The organism is Sinorhizobium glycinis, assembly GCF_001651865.1.
Taxonomy (GTDB): Bacteria; Pseudomonadota; Alphaproteobacteria; order Rhizobiales; family Rhizobiaceae; genus Sinorhizobium; species Sinorhizobium glycinis.
In genome coordinates this window covers 1,386,964-1,406,618 of the sequence record NZ_LPUX01000053.1, presented here as the reverse complement: position 1 = coordinate 1,406,618, position 19,655 = coordinate 1,386,964, and the positions used below count along the sequence as shown (strand labels likewise).

The 19,655-nt window shown below is 63.3% G+C and carries 21 protein-coding genes; 14 read left to right on the top strand and 7 right to left on the bottom strand.

The annotated features are described in order from the left end of the window. Positions 1-139: 139 nt before the first annotated feature. From AU381_RS11430 to deoA, 6 genes are read left to right on the top strand one after another with little or no spacing between them, the layout of a single operon-like run. Positions 140-1,675, top strand: coding sequence for an ABC transporter ATP-binding protein (locus AU381_RS11430; RefSeq protein ID WP_064241808.1), 1,536 nt, complete (start codon positions 140-142; stop codon positions 1,673-1,675). Then, positions 1,672-2,805 carry an ABC transporter permease gene (locus tag AU381_RS11425; RefSeq protein WP_064241807.1) on the top strand — a complete coding sequence of 378 codons (1,134 nt, stop codon included), beginning with the start codon at positions 1,672-1,674 and terminating at the stop codon, positions 2,803-2,805. Before AU381_RS11430 ends, AU381_RS11425 begins: the two co-directional genes overlap by 4 nt. 4 nt (positions 2,806-2,809) lie before the next feature. After that, entirely contained in the window at positions 2,810-3,781 is a 972-nt protein-coding gene (locus tag AU381_RS11420; RefSeq protein ID WP_064241806.1) for an ABC transporter permease, read from the top strand. A gap of 42 nt (positions 3,782-3,823) precedes the next feature. Then, on the top strand, positions 3,824-4,243 hold the full coding sequence (locus AU381_RS11415; protein ID WP_064241805.1) for a cytidine deaminase: 420 nt from the start codon (positions 3,824-3,826) through the stop codon (positions 4,241-4,243). Then, positions 4,240-5,037: a purine-nucleoside phosphorylase gene (locus AU381_RS11410; protein WP_064241804.1), complete on the top strand. Its 798-nt coding sequence runs from the start codon at positions 4,240-4,242 to the stop codon at positions 5,035-5,037. Before AU381_RS11415 ends, AU381_RS11410 begins: the two co-directional genes overlap by 4 nt. A gap of 1 nt (position 5,038) precedes the next feature. Further along, on the top strand, positions 5,039-6,355 hold the full coding sequence (gene deoA, locus AU381_RS11405; protein ID WP_064241803.1) for a thymidine phosphorylase: 1,317 nt from the start codon (positions 5,039-5,041) through the stop codon (positions 6,353-6,355). Here deoA and AU381_RS11400 read toward each other — a convergent pair. The 7 genes from AU381_RS11400 to AU381_RS11370 form a co-directional block, all read right to left on the bottom strand. After that, on the bottom strand, positions 6,348-6,869 hold the full coding sequence (locus AU381_RS11400) for a TIGR02281 family clan AA aspartic protease (RefSeq protein WP_064241802.1): 522 nt from the start codon (positions 6,867-6,869) through the stop codon (positions 6,348-6,350). The two genes, deoA and AU381_RS11400, sit on opposite strands and share 8 nt — an antisense overlap. 129 nt (positions 6,870-6,998) lie before the next feature. Beyond that, positions 6,999-7,628, bottom strand: coding sequence for a uracil phosphoribosyltransferase (upp, locus tag AU381_RS11395; protein WP_064241801.1), 630 nt, complete (start codon positions 7,626-7,628; stop codon positions 6,999-7,001). 219 nt (positions 7,629-7,847) lie between these two features. Continuing rightward, positions 7,848-8,822, bottom strand: a complete 975-nt coding sequence (locus tag AU381_RS11390; protein WP_064241800.1) for an adenosine deaminase — start codon at positions 8,820-8,822, stop codon at positions 7,848-7,850. Beyond that, positions 8,819-10,039: a phosphopentomutase gene (locus AU381_RS11385; protein ID WP_064241799.1), complete on the bottom strand. Its 1,221-nt coding sequence runs from the start codon at positions 10,037-10,039 to the stop codon at positions 8,819-8,821. The genes AU381_RS11390 and AU381_RS11385 overlap by 4 nt, the downstream gene beginning before the upstream one ends. 125 nt (positions 10,040-10,164) lie before the next feature. Beyond that, complete coding sequence (locus AU381_RS11380) at positions 10,165-10,749, bottom strand: TadE/TadG family type IV pilus assembly protein (RefSeq protein ID WP_064241798.1); 585 nt, start codon at positions 10,747-10,749, stop codon at positions 10,165-10,167. 7 nt (positions 10,750-10,756) lie between these two features. Further along, positions 10,757-11,380 (bottom strand): TadE/TadG family type IV pilus assembly protein, encoded by a 624-nt coding sequence (locus AU381_RS11375; RefSeq protein ID WP_064241797.1) that lies wholly within the window; start codon positions 11,378-11,380, stop codon positions 10,757-10,759. Positions 11,381-11,623: 243 nt separating this feature from the next. Continuing rightward, entirely contained in the window at positions 11,624-12,049 is a 426-nt protein-coding gene (locus tag AU381_RS11370) for a pilus assembly protein N-terminal domain-containing protein (protein ID WP_064241796.1), read from the bottom strand. 253 nt (positions 12,050-12,302) lie between these two features. Between AU381_RS11370 and AU381_RS11365 the strand changes: the two genes are divergently transcribed. The 8 genes from AU381_RS11365 to AU381_RS11330 all read left to right on the top strand — a co-directional run bounded on the left by AU381_RS11365 (position 12,303) and on the right by AU381_RS11330 (position 19,627). Beyond that, entirely contained in the window at positions 12,303-12,485 is a 183-nt protein-coding gene (locus AU381_RS11365) for a Flp family type IVb pilin (RefSeq protein ID WP_018235350.1), read from the top strand. Positions 12,486-12,627: 142 nt separating this feature from the next. Then, positions 12,628-13,140, top strand: a complete 513-nt coding sequence (locus AU381_RS11360) for an A24 family peptidase (RefSeq protein WP_064241795.1) — start codon at positions 12,628-12,630, stop codon at positions 13,138-13,140. A 148-nt stretch (positions 13,141-13,288) separates the two neighbouring features. Continuing rightward, positions 13,289-13,471: a Flp family type IVb pilin gene (locus AU381_RS11355; RefSeq protein WP_018235348.1), complete on the top strand. Its 183-nt coding sequence runs from the start codon at positions 13,289-13,291 to the stop codon at positions 13,469-13,471. A 204-nt stretch (positions 13,472-13,675) separates the two neighbouring features. Then, a complete protein-coding gene (gene cpaB / locus AU381_RS11350; protein ID WP_064241794.1) occupies positions 13,676-14,488 on the top strand; it encodes a Flp pilus assembly protein CpaB in 813 nt (270 codons plus the stop codon). Positions 14,489-14,582: 94 nt separating this feature from the next. After that, positions 14,583-16,055 (top strand): type II and III secretion system protein family protein, encoded by a 1,473-nt coding sequence (locus AU381_RS11345; protein ID WP_244520050.1) that lies wholly within the window; start codon positions 14,583-14,585, stop codon positions 16,053-16,055. Positions 16,056-16,111: 56 nt separating this feature from the next. Beyond that, positions 16,112-16,765 (top strand): CpaD family pilus assembly protein, encoded by a 654-nt coding sequence (locus AU381_RS11340; protein ID WP_064241792.1) that lies wholly within the window; start codon positions 16,112-16,114, stop codon positions 16,763-16,765. A 37-nt stretch (positions 16,766-16,802) separates the two neighbouring features. Further along, on the top strand, positions 16,803-18,086 hold the full coding sequence (locus AU381_RS11335; RefSeq protein WP_064241791.1) for a CpaE/TadZ family protein: 1,284 nt from the start codon (positions 16,803-16,805) through the stop codon (positions 18,084-18,086). A gap of 74 nt (positions 18,087-18,160) precedes the next feature. Continuing rightward, complete coding sequence (locus AU381_RS11330) at positions 18,161-19,627, top strand: TadA family conjugal transfer-associated ATPase (protein WP_064241790.1); 1,467 nt, start codon at positions 18,161-18,163, stop codon at positions 19,625-19,627. Positions 19,628-19,655 lie beyond the last annotated feature (28 nt).

Below are 19,655 nucleotides of genomic sequence, written 5' to 3'. Positions count from 1 at the left end.
TCCGATGAGAGTATAAGGAGATCGCGATTTGAGGCTTCCGTGCCGGAAAATCGGTGATAAACTTAGACCAAATGGTAAAAATTTGCCGGCACGGTCCTGGGGCGGGTCGAAGCGGGCAAAAAGGGGATCGCAGGCCAATATGGACAATATTGCCATCGAATTGCGCGGGATCGACAAGAGCTTCGGTCCGGTCCATGCCAACAATGACATCAACCTCAAGGTTCGCAAGGGCACCATCCACGGTATCATCGGTGAAAATGGCGCCGGTAAATCGACGCTGATGTCGATCCTCTACGGCTTCTACCAGGCCGACCGTGGCGAGATATTCGTCGACGGAAAGGAAGTTGCCATTCGCGATCCGAACACGGCGATCTCCGTCGGCATCGGCATGGTGCATCAGCACTTCATGCTGGTCGAGAATTTCACCGTGCTCGAGAACGTCATGCTGGGCGCCGAGGACAGCCAGATCCTCAACAAGGGCATCGCCAAGGCGCGCCAGGAACTGAAGGGGCTTGAAAAGGAATACGCGCTCGAGGTCAATCCGGATGCGCTGATCGAGGAGCTGCCGGTCGGCCTCCAGCAACGGGTGGAAATCCTGAAAGCCCTATATCGCAGAGCCGATATCCTCATTCTCGACGAGCCGACCGGCGTGCTGACGCCGGCCGAGGCCGACCACCTCTTCCGCATTCTCGGTCAGCTCAAGGCGCAGGGGAAGACGATCATCCTGATCACCCATAAGCTGCGCGAGATCATGGCGATCACCGACGAGGTCTCGGTGATGCGCCGCGGCGAGATGGTCGCGACCCGCACGACGCGCGAGACCTCTGTCGAGGAGCTTGCCGAGCTCATGGTCGGCCGCCGCGTGCTGCTGCGCGTCGAGAAGGGGGAAGCCAGCCCCGGTGACGTGAAGCTTGCTGTCGAAGGACTGACGGTCAAGGACAGCCGCGGCGTGACCATGGTCGACGATGTCTCCCTCGAGGTGCGGGCCGGCGAGATCGTCGGCATTGCCGGTGTCGCCGGCAACGGCCAGTCGGAACTGCTCGAGGCGATCGCCGGCATCCGCAAGGCGACTTCCGGAACCGTGCTTTTGAACGGCCAGTCCGTCGACGTGACGGGCCATAGGGATCCCGCCGAACTCCGGGCCCGCGGCTTGGCGCATGTCCCGGAAGACCGGCATCACGTCGGTCTTGTCTTGAAGTTCGAGGAGAGCGAGAACGCCATTCTCGGTTACCACAACGACCCGCGCTATCTGAACGGCGTCTTTCTCGACATCGACGCGATCCGCAAGGATGCCGAGGAGAAGATCGCCAAATACGACATCCGCCCGCCGAATGCCCGGTTGAAGACGGCCAATTTCTCCGGCGGCAACCAGCAGAAGATCGTGCTTGCCCGCGAAATGGAGCGTGGCCCCGATGTGCTGATCATCGGCCAGCCGACCCGCGGCGTCGATGTCGGCGCGATCGAATTCATTCACAAGCGGATCATAGAGATGCGCGACCAGGGCAAGGCCGTGCTGCTCGTCTCGGTCGAACTCGACGAGATCCGCTCGCTTTCGGACCGCATCCTCGTGATGTTTGCCGGCCGCGTCGTCGGCGAGCGCAGCCCGGAGGCGACGGAGGGCGAACTCGGTCTCCTGATGGCCGGTGTCGAAGGCCGCAAGGAGGCCGCAGAATGAGCACACCTTACGCGAAGCTGCCGGGCTGGGTCGAATATGGCCTGATCCCGCTGATCAACCTTGCCGTCGCCTTCCTCGTCGCCGGTCTCGTCGTGCTGCTCGTCGGCGAAAATCCGTTCGAGGCCGCCTACCACCTGATCAACGGCGCTTTCGGGCGCGGCGAATATATCGGCTTCACGCTCTATTACGCGACGACCTTCATCTTCACGGGGCTTGCCGTCGCCGTCGCTTTTCATGCCGGGCTCTTCAATATCGGCGGCGAGGGTCAGGCCTATGTCGGCGGCATCGGCGTGGCGCTCGCCTGCCTATGGCTTGACCAGACGTTGCCCTGGTATGTCGTCTTCCCGCTCGCCATTCTCGGCTCGGTCTTCTTCGGCGCGCTCTGGGCCTTCCTGCCCGGCTGGCTGCAGGCCAAGCGCGGCAGCCATATCGTCATCACCACCATCATGTTCAACTTCATCGCCTCGAGCCTGATGGTCTATCTTTTGACGCGCGTCCTGAAACCGCTCGGGTCGATGGCGCCGCAGACGCGGAACTTCGCCGAGGGCGGGCAGTTGCCGAAGCTCGACTGGCTGCTGTCGATCTTCGGCCTCGATGTCGGAACGGCGCCGTTCAACATCTCCTTCCTGCTGGCGCTCGCCGCCGCCTTCGGCGTCTGGGTGCTGATCTGGCGCACCAAGCTCGGCTACGAGATGCGCACCATGGGCCACAGCCCCTCGGCGGCGCGCTATGCCGGCATTCGCGAAAGCCGCATCACCGTCATCACGATGATGATCTCCGGCGGCCTTGCCGGGATGATGGCGCTGAACCCGATCATGGGTGAGCAGTTCCGAATGCAGCTCGATTTCGTCCAGGGCGCCGGCTTCGTCGGCATCGCCGTCGCGCTGATGGGCCGTTCGCATCCCGGCGGCATCATCCCCGCGGCGATCCTCTTCGGTGTTCTCTACCAGGGCGGCGCCGAGATCGCCTTCGAGATGCCGTCGATCTCGCGCGACATGATCGTCATCATCCAGGGTCTCGTCATCCTCTTTGCCGGCGCGCTCGAAAACATGTTCCGGCCGGCGATCACCCGCGCCTTCGCGATGCGCGGCCAGCGCGCGGCGGCCGTCGTCCAGACCAAGGGAGCCTGAAGCCATGGATTTCTTCCACGTCCTCGTGGTGCTCCTCGAATCGACGATCCGCGTCTCCGTGCCGCTGGTCTTTGCGGCGCTCGCCGGCCTCTTCACCGAGCGCGCCGGCGTCTTCGACATCGGGCTTGAAGGCAAGATGCTCGGTGCGGCCTTCGCGGCCGGCGCGGTCGCCGCCGTCACCCAGTCGGTCTGGATGGGCCTCCTTGCCGCTATCCTCATCTCCATACTCCTGTCGCTGGTGCACGGCTATGCCTCGATCACCCAGCGCGGCAACCAGATCGTCTCGGGCGTGGCGATCAACTTCATCGTCGCCGGCTCCACTGTGATCCTCGGCGAAGCCTGGTTCCGCCAGGGTGGCCGCACACCGGCGCTTGCCGAAGGCGCACGGTTCCAGACGATCAACCTTCCCGGGGCGGACGCGATCCGCGATGTGCCGGTCCTCGGGCCGATCTATGCGGATCTCCTGTCCGGGCATTTCCTGCTCACCTATCTCGCCTTCGCCATGGTGCCGGCGAGCTGGTGGATCCTTTACCGCACCCGTTTCGGCCTTCGGCTCCGGGCGGTCGGCGAAAACCCCGGCGCGGTCGACACGGCGGGCATTTCGGTGATCTGGCTCCGGTACCGCGCGGTCATCTGCTGCGGCATTCTCTGTGGCTTTGCCGGCGCCTATCTGTCGCTGGCGATGACCGCCGGCTTCGTCAAGGGGATGACGGCGGGCAAGGGCTATATCGCGCTCGCGGCGCTGATCTTCGCCAAATGGCGGCCGAAGAACGTCATGTTCGCCTGCCTGCTCTTCGGCTTCCTCGACGCGCTCGCCATCCGCCTGCAGGGCACACCCCTGCCGCTCGTCGGCCAGGTGCCTGTGCAACTGATGCAGGCGCTGCCCTATATCCTCACCGTCATCCTGCTTGCCGGTTTCATCGGCAAGGCCATCCCGCCCAAGGCCGGCGGCGTACCCTATGTGAAGGAGCGCTAGTGCATGTCGCCCAAAAGTGTGTAGCGGTTTTGGGATAATGACATGCACAATAACAAGGAAAGATCCATGTCCGAAAACGAGCTTTTCGTCGCGGCGCGTGAAGCCATGGCCAAGGCGCATGCCCCCTATTCGAAGTTTCCGGTGGGGGCGGCGATCCGGGCCGAGGATGGCAAGATCTATACGGGCGCAAACATCGAGAACCTCTCTTTTCCCGAAGGCTGGTGCGCCGAGACGACGGCGATCAGCCACATGGTGATGGCAGGGCAGCGCAAGATCATGGAAGTCGCCGTCATCGCCGAGAAGCTGGCGCTATGCCCGCCCTGCGGCGGCTGCCGGCAGCGGCTGGCGGAATTTTCCGGCGCCAGCACCCGCATCTATCTCTGCGACGAGACGGGCATCAAGAAGAGCCTGGCGCTCGCCGACCTGCTGCCGCACAGCTTCGAAACCGAGATCCTCGGATGACCGGCGCGGCGGAATTCCTGCTTGAGAAACTTGGCGGGCTGTCACCCCGCTATGGTATCGTCCTCGGTTCGGGTCTCGGCGCGCTCGTCGAGGCGGTGACCGAGCCGGTCCGTTTCTCCTATGCCGACATACCTGGCTTCCCGGTCAGCAGCGTTTCCGGCCATGCCGGCGAGCTCGTCCTCGGCCGGCTCGGCGACGTTCCGGTCGCGATCCTGTCCGGCCGGGTTCACTACTACGAGCGTGGCGATGCCAATGCGATGCGCGTGCCGATCGAAACGCTGAAGCAGATAGGCGTCGAAAATCTGATCCTGACCAATTCGGCCGGATCGCTGCGCGAAGACATGCCGCCCGGCTCGGTGATGCGCATCGCCGATCACATTGCCTTTTCCGGCGCCAATCCGCTGATCGGCGCCGAAAGCGACGACCGCTTCGTCGGCATGACGAACGCCTATGACGCGGCGCTCGCCGTCGGGATGGAGGAGGCGGCCGAGCGGCTCGGCATACCGCTCGCGCGTGGCGTCTATATGTGGTTCTCCGGCCCGAGCTTCGAAACGCCGGCCGAAATCCGCATGGCCCGCATTCTGGGTGCCGACGCGGTCGGCATGTCCACCGTGCCGGAGGTCATCCTCGCCCGGTTCTTCGGCTTGAAGGTTGCGGCCGCATCGGTCATCACCAATTTCGGCGCCGGCATGACCGGCGCGGAGCTCAGCCATCAAGAGACCAAGGAGATGGCGCCTTTCGGCGGCCAGCGGCTGGCTTCGATCCTCAAGGAAATGATCGCGAGCGAAGGCTGAGATGGCCCTGCTGCCCCAGGAGGTGATCCGCAAGAAGAGGGACGGCGGTCGGCTCGAACCGGCGGAAATACGCGACTTCATCGACGGCGTCACCGACGGGTCTGTCTCGGAGGGGCAGGTTGCCGCCTTCGCCATGGCCACGTGGTTTTCCGGCATGAACCGCGACGAATGCGTGGCGCTGACGCTGGCGATGCGCGATTCCGGCGAGACCCTCGACTGGAGCGAGTTCGGCCGCCCCATAGTGGACAAGCATTCGACCGGCGGCGTCGGCGACAATGTCTCGCTGATGCTGGCGCCGATCATTGCCGCCTGCGGTCCCAATGTGCCGATGATCTCCGGCCGCGGCCTCGGCCACACCGGCGGCACGCTCGACAAGCTCGAATCGATCCCGGGCTATAACATCCAGCCGTCGCCCGAGTTGTTTCGTCGGATCGTCGATGAGGTCGGCTGCGCCATCATCGGCCAGACCGCCGATCTGGCGCCGGCCGACAAGCGCCTCTATGCGATCCGCGACGTGACGGCGACGGTCGATTCCGTGCCGCTGATCACCGCGTCGATCCTTTCGAAGAAGCTCGCTGCCGGCCTTCAATCGCTGGTGCTCGACGTCAAGCTCGGCAACGGCTCCTTTCTGACCGATCCCTCGGAAACCAAAACCCTCGCCCGTTCGCTCGTCGACGTCGCCAACGGTGCCGGCGTTCGAACCTCGGCGCTGATCACCGACATGAACGAGCCGCTGGCGGATGCGGCCGGCAACGCGCTCGAAGTCGAAAACTGTCTCGCCTATCTGCGCGGCGAGAAGGCGGGCACGCGGCTCGATCGGGTGGTGATGGCCTCCGCGGCAGAGATGCTCGTCGCGGCGGGCATTTCGGCGCATGCGGTTGAGGCGGAAGCGCTGGCTCGCCGCGTCCTGGACAGCGGTGCCGCGCTGGAACGCTTCGCGCTCATGGTCCATCGGCTCGGCGGACCGGCCGATTTCGTCGATCGCCCGGACGTCTATCTCGAAAGGGCGCCGGCAATAATCTCCGTGCCGGCTAGCCGCGACGGCTACCTGACGGCGTGCGAGACGCGCGAGCTCGGAATGGCGGTCATTGCGCTCGGCGGCGGGCGAACGCGCCCGGACGACCGGATCGACCATCGGGTCGGCCTCTCCCACCTCTTGCCGCTTGGCACGAAGGTGGAAAAAGGCGAGCCGATCGCCCTGGTGCATGCCGCCGACCGAAGCCAGGCGGAAGCCATGCGGGAAAGGATTGCGGGGCTCTGCACGATTGGAGATGAGCCCCCCGAGGCGCGCCCCGTCATCATATCCAGGATTATCTGATGAGCCGGAGCGCCCCGTCCTCGACCCTATAGGACGATAGCCGGCTGAGGAAGGACATGCCCACGAGCATGCCCGAGAGTGCCTTGTCCGGAAGGACCATGGCTTTGACGTTCCGAACCGAGATGCCGCCGATTTCAACGCGATCGAGGCTGACAGGAGCGGCCTCGACTATGCCGTTGGCCGTCTGCGCCCGCGCATCGAAGGAGAGGCTGCCGACGGCGATGCCGAACCGCCGGGCTGCAGAGGCATTGATGGCGATCGTGCTTGCACCTGTGTCGACCAGCCCTTGTTCCGACCGCCCGTTGATCCGGAACGTGCCGACGAAATGGCCGGAGCGATCGGCTACGAGCACGACGCCCTGTCCGCTCGCATAGCTGCCGGTCGGCGTGGCGCTCGCCGCGGCTTGCAGTGGCGATGTGGGCTCCCCGCGACCGAGATAATTGGAGACGAGGTCCGGCACGACGAGGGCGATGGCGGCAAGTCCGCCGGCAAAGGCAATCAGACGCGTCAGCATTCCTGTCTCCGGGGCATCGGCGGGGCATTCCACCGATTTGAGCGCATCATTGCTAATGCCGCACAAAAAAGCCGCCGGAAAACCGGCGGCGCTTCATGTGCTTGGACATCTGGTTAACAAAGGACGAACTTATTTCGTTCCGTACATGCGGTCGCCTGCGTCGCCGAGGCCCGGCACGATATAGCCCTTCTCGTTCAGGTGGCTGTCGATCGCGGCCGTGAAGATCGGCACGTCCGGATGGGCTCCCTTGAAATTGCGGATGCCTTCCGGTGCCGCAAGCAGGCAGAGGAAACGGATATTCCTGGCGCCCCGTTCCTTCAGCTTTTCGACCGCTGCGATGGAGGAATTGCCGGTCGCAAGCATCGGGTCAACGACGATGACGAGCCGTTCGTTGAGGCTTTCCGGCGCCTTGAAGTAATACTCGACCGGCTGCAGCGTCTCATGGTCGCGATAGACGCCGATATGCGAGACGCGGGCCGAGGGCACGAGCTCGAGCATGCCCTCGAGCAGGCCGTTGCCGGCGCGCAGGATCGAGGCGAAGACAAGCTTCTTGCCCTCTAGAACGGGAGAGTCCGTCTCCTGCAGCGGCGTCTCGATCCGCTCCATGGTGAGTTCCAGATCGCGCGTCACTTCGTAGCAGAGCAGCGTCGAGATTTCCTTGAGCAGCCGGCGAAATCCTGCGGTCGAGGTCTCTTTCTTGCGCATGATGGTCAGCTTGTGCTGCACCAGCGGATGATCGATCACTGTAACGCCGTCCATGGCTTCACCTTCCCCGAGAATTGGCCTGTCCGACCTCTTTTCCATGGAAAGAGGTGAGGCCGCAAGGGTGTTGGTCGAACTTGCTCTGTGGAGTTGCCCCTCATCCGCCTGCCGGCACCTTCTCCCCGCAGGCGGGGAGAAGGGAAATGCCGCGCCGTCGCAGTCCCCTCTCCCCGCTCGCGGGGAGAGGGCTAAGGTGAGGGGCAATCGCGCACTTAGCTAGACGTGCAAAGCTTCCAGCAGTCTTTCTCTCGTCGGCTCATCCACGAAGGCCGATTCGATTGCCGTCTTCGTCATCCGGTCGATGTCGCTGTCGCCAAAGCCCATCACATGTGCGGCGATCTCGTATTCCTGCGCGAGCGAGGTGTGGAAGAAAGGCGGATCGTCCGAGTTGAGCGTGACGCGGACGCCGGCCTCGTAGAGCGGCCGCAGCGGGTGCGAGGCAAAGTCCGGAAACACTTGCAGCGAAATGTTGGAGCCCGGGCAGACCTCCAGCACCACACCCTCGTCGGCAAGCCGCTTGACGAGATCCGCGTCCTCGATCGCCCGAACGCCATGGCTTATGCGGGAGGGCCGGACATGGTCGAGCGCGTCGCGGACGCTGAAGGCGCCGGAAAGTTCGCCGGCGTGGATGGTCAGGCCGAGACCCGCGTCGCGGACGATGTCGAAGGCGCGGGCGAACTCGGCGACGCTGTGCATGCGCTCCTCGCCCGCCAGGTTGAAGCCGGTGACCAGCGGGTGCCGGTGCATGGCCGCATATTCGGCGGTCCTGGCGACCGATTCCGGTCCGAGATGGCGGATGCCGGTGATCAGCATGCGCGACTCGATCCCGGTTTTTGCCCTGGCCGCCTCCATGCCGGCGGCAAGCCCCTCGAGATAGGCGTCGGCACCGAGCCCGATCGTATTGCCGTGGTCCGGCGAGACGATGATCTCGCTGTAGATCGTTCCCGCTTCGGCGAGCTCCGTCAGGTAGGTTTCGGCGAGCAGCGCATAGTCGCCCTCGGTGCGAAACAGCGAGGCGACCGCGTCGTAGCATTTCACGAAGCTGGTGAAATCCTCCCAGACATAGGCCTTGTCGCGGATGATGGCGCTCGTGTCGACGCCGTATTTGCGGGCCTGCCTCAGCGCCAGTTCCGGCGGTGTGGCGCCCTCGATGTGGCAATGCAGCTCGGCTTTCTTCAGATGTGCGGTCAAATAAGGCTTCTCCCATGTGGACCCGGGGCGATGCCGAGATGTCGGGCGACCGTCTCGCCGATATGGGCGAAACTGTCGGCTATGCCGAAGGACCGGCTCCTGAGCGTCGGGCCGAACATCAAGACCGGCACGCGTTCGCGCGTATGGTCGGTGCCGCGCCAGGTGGGGTCGCAGCCGTGGTCGGCGGTGAGTATGACCATGTCGCCGGGCCGCAGCCGCCTGTCGAGATCGGGCAGGCGCGCGTCGAATGCCTCGAGCGCCGCCGCATAGCCCGGCACGTCGCGGCGGTGGCCGTAGAGCATGTCGAAATCGACGAAATTGGTGAAGACGAGGTCGCCCTCCTCCGCCTCTTCGACCGCCGCGAGGCTCGCGTCGAAGAGCGCCATGTTGCCGTTCGCCTTGGTGAGCCGCGTCACGCCCTGGTGGGCGAAGATATCGCCGATCTTGCCGATCGCATGCACCGTCCGACCGGCGTCCTTCAGCCGGTCGAGGATGGTCGGCTCCGGCGGCAGCACCGAATAGTCGCGCCGGTTGCCGGTGCGGGTGAAATTGCCGGGATCGTCGCCGACGAAGGGCCGGGCGATGACGCGGCCGATATTGTAGTCGTCGACGAGCCGCCGCACGATCTCGCAGAACTCCAGCAGCCGCTCGAGCCCGAAGCTCTGCTCGTGCGCCGCGATCTGGAAGACCGAGTCGGACGAGGTGTAGCAGATCGGCTTGCCGCTTCGCATGTGTTCTTCGCCGTGGCGGGCGATGATGTCGGTGCCGGAGGCGTGGCAATTGCCGAGAATGCCCGGAACGCCGCCTTCACGGCAGATCGCCTCGACGAGCTCGGGCGGAAAGGCATCGCCTTCGGCCGGAAAATAACCCCAATCGAACGTCACCGGTGTGCCGGTGATTTCCCAGTGGCCCGACGGCGTGTCCTTGCCGCGCGAAACCTCGGTGGCGGCGCCGTAGACGCCATAGACGCGCTCCGGAAGCGGCATTCCGGCAGGAACCCGCCCGGTCGCAAGCCGTGCCGCATGGATAAGGCCGAGCGCCGACATGTTGGGGAGTTGCAGCGGCCCTTCGCGCAAACCGGCGCGGCCGCCGGCGCCGGCCGCGCAAAACTCGGCGATGTGTCCCAGCGTATCGGCGCCGAGATCGCCGAAAGCCTCGGCGTCGGGCGCACCGCCGATGCCGAAGGAGTCGAGGACGAAGAGAAAGACACGCGCCATTGAACACCCGCTGAACCGGAGCGCGGGCGCGGTCCGGTGCTATCGAACCGGGCGGGAGCGATCCCGCCCAATCCGGCAGGAATAGCGCGGTGCCAAATTCAATGCAATTGAGCGGATCGAACGCCTCAGCAACCCGAGCATTCGATCGTCGTGCCGAAGCGCTGGCGGTAATAGGAGGTTTGGGAGAGGTCGATCGTGTTCACGCTGCTCGAAAGATCCGGTGCAAAGAGGAGCAGGTCATGCGGGACGACGAGTTCGGTGCGCACGACGAAGGCGTTCACTGCCTCGAGCTCGGCGGGCACAGCGGTCGTGGAATTGGCCGGGTAAGGCGTGCCGCCGTCCTGGTCGCGCGACCAGAGGACGGTGCCAGTCGTCGTACCGGTGACCTGTATGCCGGTGATCTTCAGCGTGTAGTTCGTGCCGCTATAGGGCGCGAGAATGCTTTCCGTGACGTCGTTCATGCCGTCCAGAAAGGCCGTGTCGACGTCCGGCTCCTGGCTCACGAGGTCGGCGACGGCACTCGAGGCACGGGCGACCTTGCGCAGCACCGTGAAGCCGACGGAAATCTCGAATGCGCCGATATAGGCCATGATCAGCAGCGGCGCGACGATGGCGAATTCCACGCCGCCGACGCCGCGACGATCCCGCGACAGGCGGGACAAGGGGCCCAGGACACGCCGGACAAAGGTCTTTCCATGCGAGCGTTCCATGGTGCCCTCAATAGTCTTCGTTGCGGAACGTTGCGGTTGCGACCATCAGATAATCGCGTGGCATGCTGCTGCCGGCGGGCCGGAGCTTGGTGACATAGGGCCGTACGAGATCGGTGATCACCTGCCACCGGTAATAGGCCCGCACCATGGTGAATTCCTGCGCGCCGCCCGGCGCGAACTGGAAGCCGCTGGGGTCGAGGTCGGAGGACGAGGATGAACCGACGCGCGGCACCGCCGCCGGGAACAGGGAGGGGTCACTGACTTCGCGGACATCCAGGTATAGCTTTTCCGGCTGGTTGACCTCCGTCGCAGAGCAGGTCATGAGGACGGCAATCTCGTCGCAGAAGGCCTGTCGGAATTCTGCTTCGCTCATGTCCGTCGACTTACCCTGGTTGAAGGTGATTTCGCCGGTGCGGATCTTGCGCGCCAGGGTGTCGGTCGCATTGGCGAGCAGCTGCTCGCCGGCGAAGGCCACGAATGTCTCGATCGAGGCGAAGACGACGAGGAAGAACGGCAGGGCGAGGATAGCGAATTCGATCGCGGCCGTGCCCTTTCTGTCGCCAAGCAGGCGGCGGAAGATGCCGCGCGATGTGCGCTGGCGGGGCGGGGAGGCTTTCGCATTCGTCGACATTTAGCCGTTCCGTCATGTCACGTCGTGAGCGACGCGGTGCACGCAGTTTCGCCCGCATGCCCGCTTTGTGCAATTGACGCGAGAATACGCTGCGACTGTTGAAAAATCGTTTTCCAAGACCCGAAAAATTTTAGTGGTCTTGGCTACTGCATGTTCTCTTGATCGGAGGCGATCCAAGGATAAAAACATGCAGCACACTCAAAGCGCTACAGCGACCTTTGTGCGTCTGATAAGACGTAGACCTCAGTTTCTGCCTGACGTGGTCGCCTTGCGTTCGGCGTGACGCTCGCAGTTCGGAGAGCATGAGAAGACGGTGCGCGTCGTCTGCTTGTAGACGCGCACGGTGTTGCCTTCGTCGATCGACACGAGGATTCGTTCGTCGACGATCGCATTGCCGTCCTGGTCGAGGATGACGAGGTTCGTCGTGCCGAAATTGCGGCCAGTCAGGACGATGGTCTTCGGGTCGGCGACCGTTGCGTCCGCGACGTCCGAATTGCCGATGATCACCTTGCTGACCGGGCGGTCGAGTTTCAGCACGCGCGCGTGATCCATATAGACCCGCATCATTTGCTCTGCTGCGCCCGCGCCGCCGGCGGCGGATATCCCAACAAGCGTGGCTGCGAGAAAGGCGAGCGTGGCGACCTGCTTGGTCGCAATCGGCGTGGTCATGGCGCGTCCTGATGGCGAATGGCTGCCCGCATCTTGACCTGTTTTGGTGAATGAAAGGTTACATTAGCGCCGCGCAATTTACCGCATCCCTTTCCGGTGCATTCACCCAGAAAAAGGGGGCTTCGCCTTTACCTCGCGCTAACCGGTTTCCTTAAGCCGGTGGCAATTCGACCCCGCTATTTTTCAGGGTATCCGATCAACGGCAAACAGTTGGCGGAAGTGCTGAACAACACGGTGAAGTAGGAGAACCTCCATGAAGACCATTTTCGCCCGCCTGATGAAAGACGAATCCGGTGCAACGGCAATCGAATACGGCCTGATCGCCGCGCTGATCTCTGTCGCCCTGATCACTGGCGCCACGACGCTTGGTGGGCAGTTGAACACGCTCTTTACCGATCTCGGTACCAAGATGACCACTGCCGAAACCAAGTACTGAGCGGCAGTTTCTCATCTGGTGTGGATATGGAAAGCCGCTTCCTCGCGAAGCGGCTTTTTCACTTCAGAAGGGTGCGGCAACCGAATTCGGTGCGGAGCACTTGCTACGACAGAACTTCCTACATCTCGGCAGGCCTAACATTATGGTTATCGCATCTATCTTCGTGGTCTTCCCACTTTGCCTAGCAGTTGCGGCCCTCACTGATCTGTTGACAATGACCATTCCCAATCGAGTGTCCGCAATTCTGCTTGGCGCATTCGTAGTCATTGCGCCGGTTGCCGGGCTGGATATCGGACAGATCGGCCTCCATCTTCTGGCGGCGGCAACGGTATTTGCTCTGTGCTTTTGGCTTTTCGCTCTGGGCGTAATGGGTGGAGGCGACGCGAAACTCCTAACCGCAAGCGCTGTCTGGTTTGGCCTTAACGTGTCTCTGGTCTCATTCCTGATCTGGGTTGCCGTGCTTGGAGGAGTTCTGGCGCTTGTCATCCTCCTTCTCCGCTCGAAGGAACATGTGATTCTTGCTGCAGGAGTGCCGGTGCCCAGCCTGTTGCTGACTGCGAAGAAGATTCCATACGGGATTGCAATCGCTCTGGGCGGCTTCGCGGCCTACCCTGCGTCGCCGATGATGCAAGTAGCGTTCACGCACCTATCCTAAATTGCTACAAAAGCTTCGGCTCTTTTACTTTGCGCTAACTCGTTTCTTTAAGTTCATAGCAATTCGACCCGGCTAAATTATGGGGTATCCGATCAACGGCAAACAGTTGGCGGAAGTGCTGAACAACGCGCGAAGTAGGAGAACCTCCATGAAAACCATTTTCGCCCGCCTGATGAAGGACGAATCCGGTGCAACGGCAATCGAATACGGCCTGATCGCCGCCCTGATCTCTGTCGCCCTGATCACTGGTGCGACTGCACTTGGTGAGCAGTTGAACACGCTCTTTACCGATCTCGGCACTAAGATGACCACTGCCGAGACCAAGTACTAACCGGCGGCTCCACTCGATGTGAAGAAAGCCGCTTTTCAGGAGCGGCTTTCCTCTGAAGCTGTCTGCGTGGCGTTCGTCAGCACGGCGTAGCCGCGAAAATGCGGGTTAATTCTCATTAACCGTCTCCATAAGCAATCCGTTAACTATAATTACACCAATTCCTGATCAATCTGCCCCTGGGGATTTCCAGGGGCTTAGAAGATCATGAAACCGGTGCGCATCATCATTCTGGCGGTAGCCGTGGGTTCCGCGGCAATGGCTGGGCTATTGGCGATGAAGCTCACCCGTGCTCCGGCGCAGCGGATGGCGGAACCGCTTGTCGAGCAGGCGCCGAGCATAAACGTGCTTGTCGCAAGCAAGAGCCTGCCGGTGGGCTCCCGGCTCGGCGCCGATTCGATCCACTGGCTGGCCTGGCCGAAGGATGGTGTCGCCGACGGCATGATTACCGAGGAGAACCGTCCGGCGGCAATCGACGATCTTTCCGGCGCCGTCGTCCGCCTGCCGCTCTTCGACGGCGAGCCCGTGCGCCAGGAAAAAATCGCCGACCCGTCCAACCGCATCATGTCGTCGCTGCTGCCGGCCGGAAAGCGGGCCGTGGCGACAGAGATCACCGTCGCAACCGGCGCCGGCGGCTTCATCCTGCCGAACGACCGCGTCGACGTCATCATGGTGCGGAAGTCCGACGGCGACGTCTACCTGACCGAAACCGTGCTCAGCAACGTCCGGGTGCTGGCGATCGACCAGCAGGTCGAAGAGAAGGACGACGGCTCCAAATCCGTCATCGGCACCACGGCGACCCTCGAGCTCACCCCCGACCAATCGAAAGTCATGACGGTCGCGCAGCAGATGGCCGAGCGCATTTCGTTGGCGTTGCGCAGCGTCGCCGATGCCCAGGAGGCCGATACGGAATCTGCCGACTATCTCTTGAGCGGCGACGGCCAGCCGAGCATCCAGGTCATCAAGTCCGGTTCCATCGTCAAGGACGACGGCACCGCCACCACGCAGAACCAGCAGTAAGATCGGACGGGGCGAGAACGTGAAGCGGAGCGGAAACACATTTCGGACCTGTCTCGCAGCCGGTCTTTCCTTCTCACTGGCATTTTCCGGCGTGATGCTGCCGGCAGGGCCGACCGCGGAAGCGGCTGCCTCGTCGGTGGTCCGGATCCTCGAGAGCGGCCCGGGCGTCAAGAAGAAGGTCAATCTCGGTCTCAACAAGGCCGTGGTCGTCGATCTCCCGACCGACGCCCATGATATTCTCGTTGCCGATCCGGCGCTCGCCGATGCCGTCACGCGCACGTCGCGCCGCATGTACCTGTTCGGCAAGACCGTCGGTCAGACGAACATCTTCGTTTTCGGACCGAATGGAGAGGAGATCGTCAGCCTTGACGTTGCCGTCGAGCGTGATGTCGCCGGCCTCGAAGCCAATCTGCGCCGCTTCATTCCCGATGCGGATATCCATGTCGAAATCGTCTCCGACAACGTGGTCCTGACCGGCAGCGTCCGCACGCCGCTCGACTCGACAAAAGCCGTCGATCTTGCCCGGGCCTTCCTGCAGGGCGGCGAGGCGACGACTCGCAACATCACCGCCCAGGGTACCAATGGCGATGCAGACATATTTGCCGAAGAGCGTCAGACCTCCCAGATCGTCAATCTTCTGACGGTGGAGGGCGAGGATCAGGTAACATTGAAGGTCACGGTGGCCGAGGTCAGCCGGCAGGTGCTTAAGCAGCTCGGCTTTAACGGCCGCGTGACCGATGGCGAAAGTGGACTGAGCTTCCGCAATCCTGCCAATCTGGGCAACGCGATCGGGGTCGCCGCGAACTCCCTCATAAAGGGAACGGTGGGTGGCACCCTCATTGAGAGCTATGTCAATGCCATGGAGCAGGCGGGCGTCATGCGCACGCTGGCGGAGCCGAGCCTGACTGCGATTTCCGGCCAAGAGGCCAAATTCTACGTCGGCGGCGAATTCCGCCTCGCCGGCGTGCAGGAGATCACAACGGAAGAGGATGAGGCTACCGGAGAGTCCGTCCCGGTAGTCGAGCGGGACGTCGAGGATGCCGAATATGGCATTCGCCTGAATTTCAAGCCTGTCGTCCTTGGTGCCGGCCGCATCAGTCTGGCAATCGAGACGGAAGTCTCCGAACCGACCTATGAGGGCTCGGTCGCAACGGGTAATAGCTTTACCAATATCCCCGGCAGTACATTTCTCGGCATCCGTCGGCGCGAAGCCTCGACCAGCGTCGAACTCCCCTCCGGCGGCTCGATCGTCATTGCCGGTCTGGTGCAGGACAATATCCGCCAGGCGATGTCCGGCCTGCCCGGCGCCTCGAAGATCCCGATCCTCGGCACGCTGTTCCGCAGCAAGGACTTCCAGCGCAATGAGACCGAACTGGTGATCATCGCGACGCCCTATCTCGTGCGGCCGGTCGCCCGCAGCGCGCTGTCGCGGCCCGATGACAATTTCAATCCGGCCAACGATCTGGAGAGCTTCTTTGTGGGCCGCGTCAACCGGATCTACGGACGTCCGGAGGCGGCACCGCCCGTCGGTCGCTATCACGGCAATGTCGGTTTCATCTACAAATAGGCCGGGTCATGCACAACCGAAACGCAGTTCCCAGAACACTTGAAAGGCCGACCCCGATGTCGCTGATCCGCACCTCCGCCCGCATGGCCGCATTGGCGATCATTGCCGGCCTCGTTGCAGGCTGCGGCAGCAAGGACAATCTGTCGACCGGCTCGATCCCGGACGACTACCGCACCCGCCATCCGATCGTCATTGCCGAAGGCGAGCGGGTGATCGACATTCCCGTCGCCTCGGGTGACACGCGGCTGACCGCGGGCACGCGCGACGTCATCCGCGGCTTTGCCGCCGAGTACCGCAATGCGTCGAACGGCGTGATCCAGATCATGCTGCCGCGCGGCTCCGCCAATGGCCATGCCGCGCAAATCGTCCGCAAGGAAATCCGTCGCCTGCTGGCGGCAAGCGGCGTGCCGCCGAAGAGAATGATCGAGACCAGCTACGAAGCGGTTGCGCCGGGAGACGCCGCACCCATCCGCCTGAGCTATGTCGCGATCACCGCGCAGACCGCGCCCTGCGGCGAGTGGCCGGAGGACCTTACGCTGAACACGCTGGAGAACCGCAATTACTACAATTTCGGCTGCGCTTCGCAGTCCAATCTCGCCGCCCAGATCGCCAATCCGACCGACCTGATCGGCCCACGCCAGATGTCGCCGGTCGACGCCGCCCAGCGCGGCGAAGTGATTGAAGCCTGGCGCGACGCGGCGTCCGACTGAGCGACGGTGGAATGATGCCGGATTTGAGGAACCCAAGATGAGCGCGATTGACTACAACATCGACACCGGCGCAGCCGAGTTTGCGGCGGACGGATCGCGCCCCGGTGACCTCGACCAGCTCCGGCCCTTGCCGCGCATCTCGATTCACGCCTTCTGCGAGAGCGAAGCCATGCAGCGCCTCATGGAGCGATGCGGGCAGGATCGTCGCATGTCGAAGGTGAGCCTTCGCATCACCGGAGGGAGCATCGCCGCCGCCGCCAACATGTTCGCGAGCGTGTCGACGCCCAATCTGATCATCCTCGAGACCGCCACGGAGCCGCGATCCCTGCTCGCGGAACTGGCGCCGCTGGCTGCGGTCTGCGACCCGACCACCAAGGTCGTCATCGTCGGCCGCCACAATGACATCGCGCTCTATCGCGATCTGATCCGCAACGGCATCTCCGAATATATGGTCGCGCCGGTGGCTATGGCGGATCTCCTGGCGGCAGTCGCGGCGATCTTCGTCGATCCGGAGGCCGAGCCGGTCGGGCGGAGCCTCGCCTTCATTGGCGCGAAAGGGGGCTGCGGCTCGTCGGTGATCGCCCATAATTGCGCCTGGGGGATTTCCAACCTCTTCTCGACGGAAACGATCCTTGCCGATCTCGATCTGCCCTATGGCACCGCGAATATCGATTTCGACCAGGATCCGCCGCAGGGGATCGCCGAGGCGGTCTCCGCGCCGGACCGGCTGGACGAGGTCTTTCTCGACCGGCTTCTCACCAAATGTTCCGAGCACCTGTCGCTGCTCGCCGCACCCTCGATGCTCGATCGCGCCTATGACTTCGAGGCGGCCGCCTTCCAGCCGATCCTCGAAATCCTGCAGCGCAGCGCGCCCGTCTCGGTGCTCGATGTTCCGCATGGCTGGTCGGATTGGACCCGTTCGGTCCTCGGGGAGGCCGACGAGGTGGTGATCACCGCGATCCCGGACCTGGCGAGCCTCAGGAACACGAAGAACCTTCTCGATGCCCTGAAGAAGCTTCGGCCGAACGACAGGCCGCCGCATCTTGTCCTTAACCAGGTCGGTATGCCGAAGCGGCCGGAAATCGCTCCCAACGAGTTCTGCGAGTCGCTGGAAACCGAGGCCGCCGCCATCATCCCCTTCGATGCGGTGCTCTTCGGAAACGCCGCCAATAGCGGGCGGATGATCGCGGAAATCGACAGGAAATCCCCCGCCGCCGAAACATTCTCACAGCTCGCCCATCTCCTGACCGGGCGCACGGCGATCAAGAAGGCGCGCAAGGGCGGTCTCGGAAAGGTTCTGGCAAAACTCGGCAGACGATAGGCACCCGCGGGGCGGGAGCACTTTCGACTCCCGTTCAAACCTGAAGGATCGATGAGAGCAAGCGGAATGAAGTGATGTTTGGCAAACGCGGAAATGAAGGTTTTGGCAAGGTCGGCGCAAAAGCACCCGGGATGCCGCCGTCCATGCCGGCCGCGCCGTCGGGAGCGATGGAGCGTCCCGCCGCCCCGATTCTTTCGGAACCGGCGGCTGCCGCGCCCCGTGCGCAACCGCCCGCCGCTCCGGCGCGCCGCCGTGCGCCGCGCGCGGAGGACTACTACGATACGAAATCGCAGGTCTTTTCCGCGCTGATCGACACGATCGACCTGTCGCAGCTCGCCAAGCTCGATACGGAGAGCGCGCGCGAGGAAATCCGCGACATCGTCAACGACATCATCACCATCAAGAACTTCGCGATGTCGATCGCCGAGCAGGAGGAACTGCTCGACGACATCTGCAACGACGTGCTCGGCTACGGGCCGCTCGAGCCGCTCTTGGCGCGCGACGACATCGCCGACATCATGGTCAACGGTGCCGGCCAGACCTTCATCGAAGTCGGCGGCAAGGTCGAGGAGTCGGACGTCCGCTTTCGCGACAATGCGCAGCTTCTGTCGATCTGCCAGCGCATCGTCAGCCAGGTGGGCCGCCGCGTCGACGAATCGAGCCCGATCTGCGACGCGCGTCTGCCCGACGGCTCGCGCGTCAATGTCATCGCCCCGCCGCTGGCGATCGATGGAACGGCGCTGACGATCCGCAAGTTCAAGAAGGACAAGCTGACGCTGGAGCAGCTCGTGCGCTTCGGCTCGATCACCCCCGCCGGTGCCACGCTCCTGCAGATCATCGGCCGCGTCCGCTGCAATATCGTCATTTCCGGGGGCACGGGCTCCGGCAAGACGACGCTGTTGAACTGCCTGACGCGCTACATCGACGCCGACGAACGGATCATCACCTGCGAAGACTCCGCCGAACTGCAACTGCAGCAGCCGCATGTGGTCCGTCTCGAAACCCGCCCGCCGAACATCGAGGGCGAGGGTCAGATCACCATGCGCGACCTGATCAAGAACTGCCTGCGCATGCGGCCGGAACGCATCATCGTCGGCGAAGTGCGCGGCCCGGAGGTCTTCGACCTGCTTCAGGCGATGAACACCGGCCATGACGGCTCGATGGGCACGATCCACGCCAACACGCCGCGCGAGTGCCTGAGCCGCATGGAGTCGATGATCGCCATGGGCGGCTACACGCTGCCGGCCAAGACCGTGCGCGAAATCATCGCCGGCTCGGTCGACGTGATCATCCAGGCCTCGCGCCTGCGCGACGGGTCGCGCCGCATCACCCACGTCACCGAGGTGACCGGCATGGAGGGTGACGTGATCGTCACCCAGGACCTGATGCGCTACGAGATCGACGGCGAGGACGCCAACGGCCGGATCATCGGCCGCCATGTTTCGACCGGCATCGGCCGGCCGCATTTCTGGGATCGCGCCCGCTACTTCAACGAGGACAAGCGGCTCGCTGCCACGCTCGACGCCATGGAAAAGAACTAGAGCGGGATGTGGAGACGTGCGTGCGGTT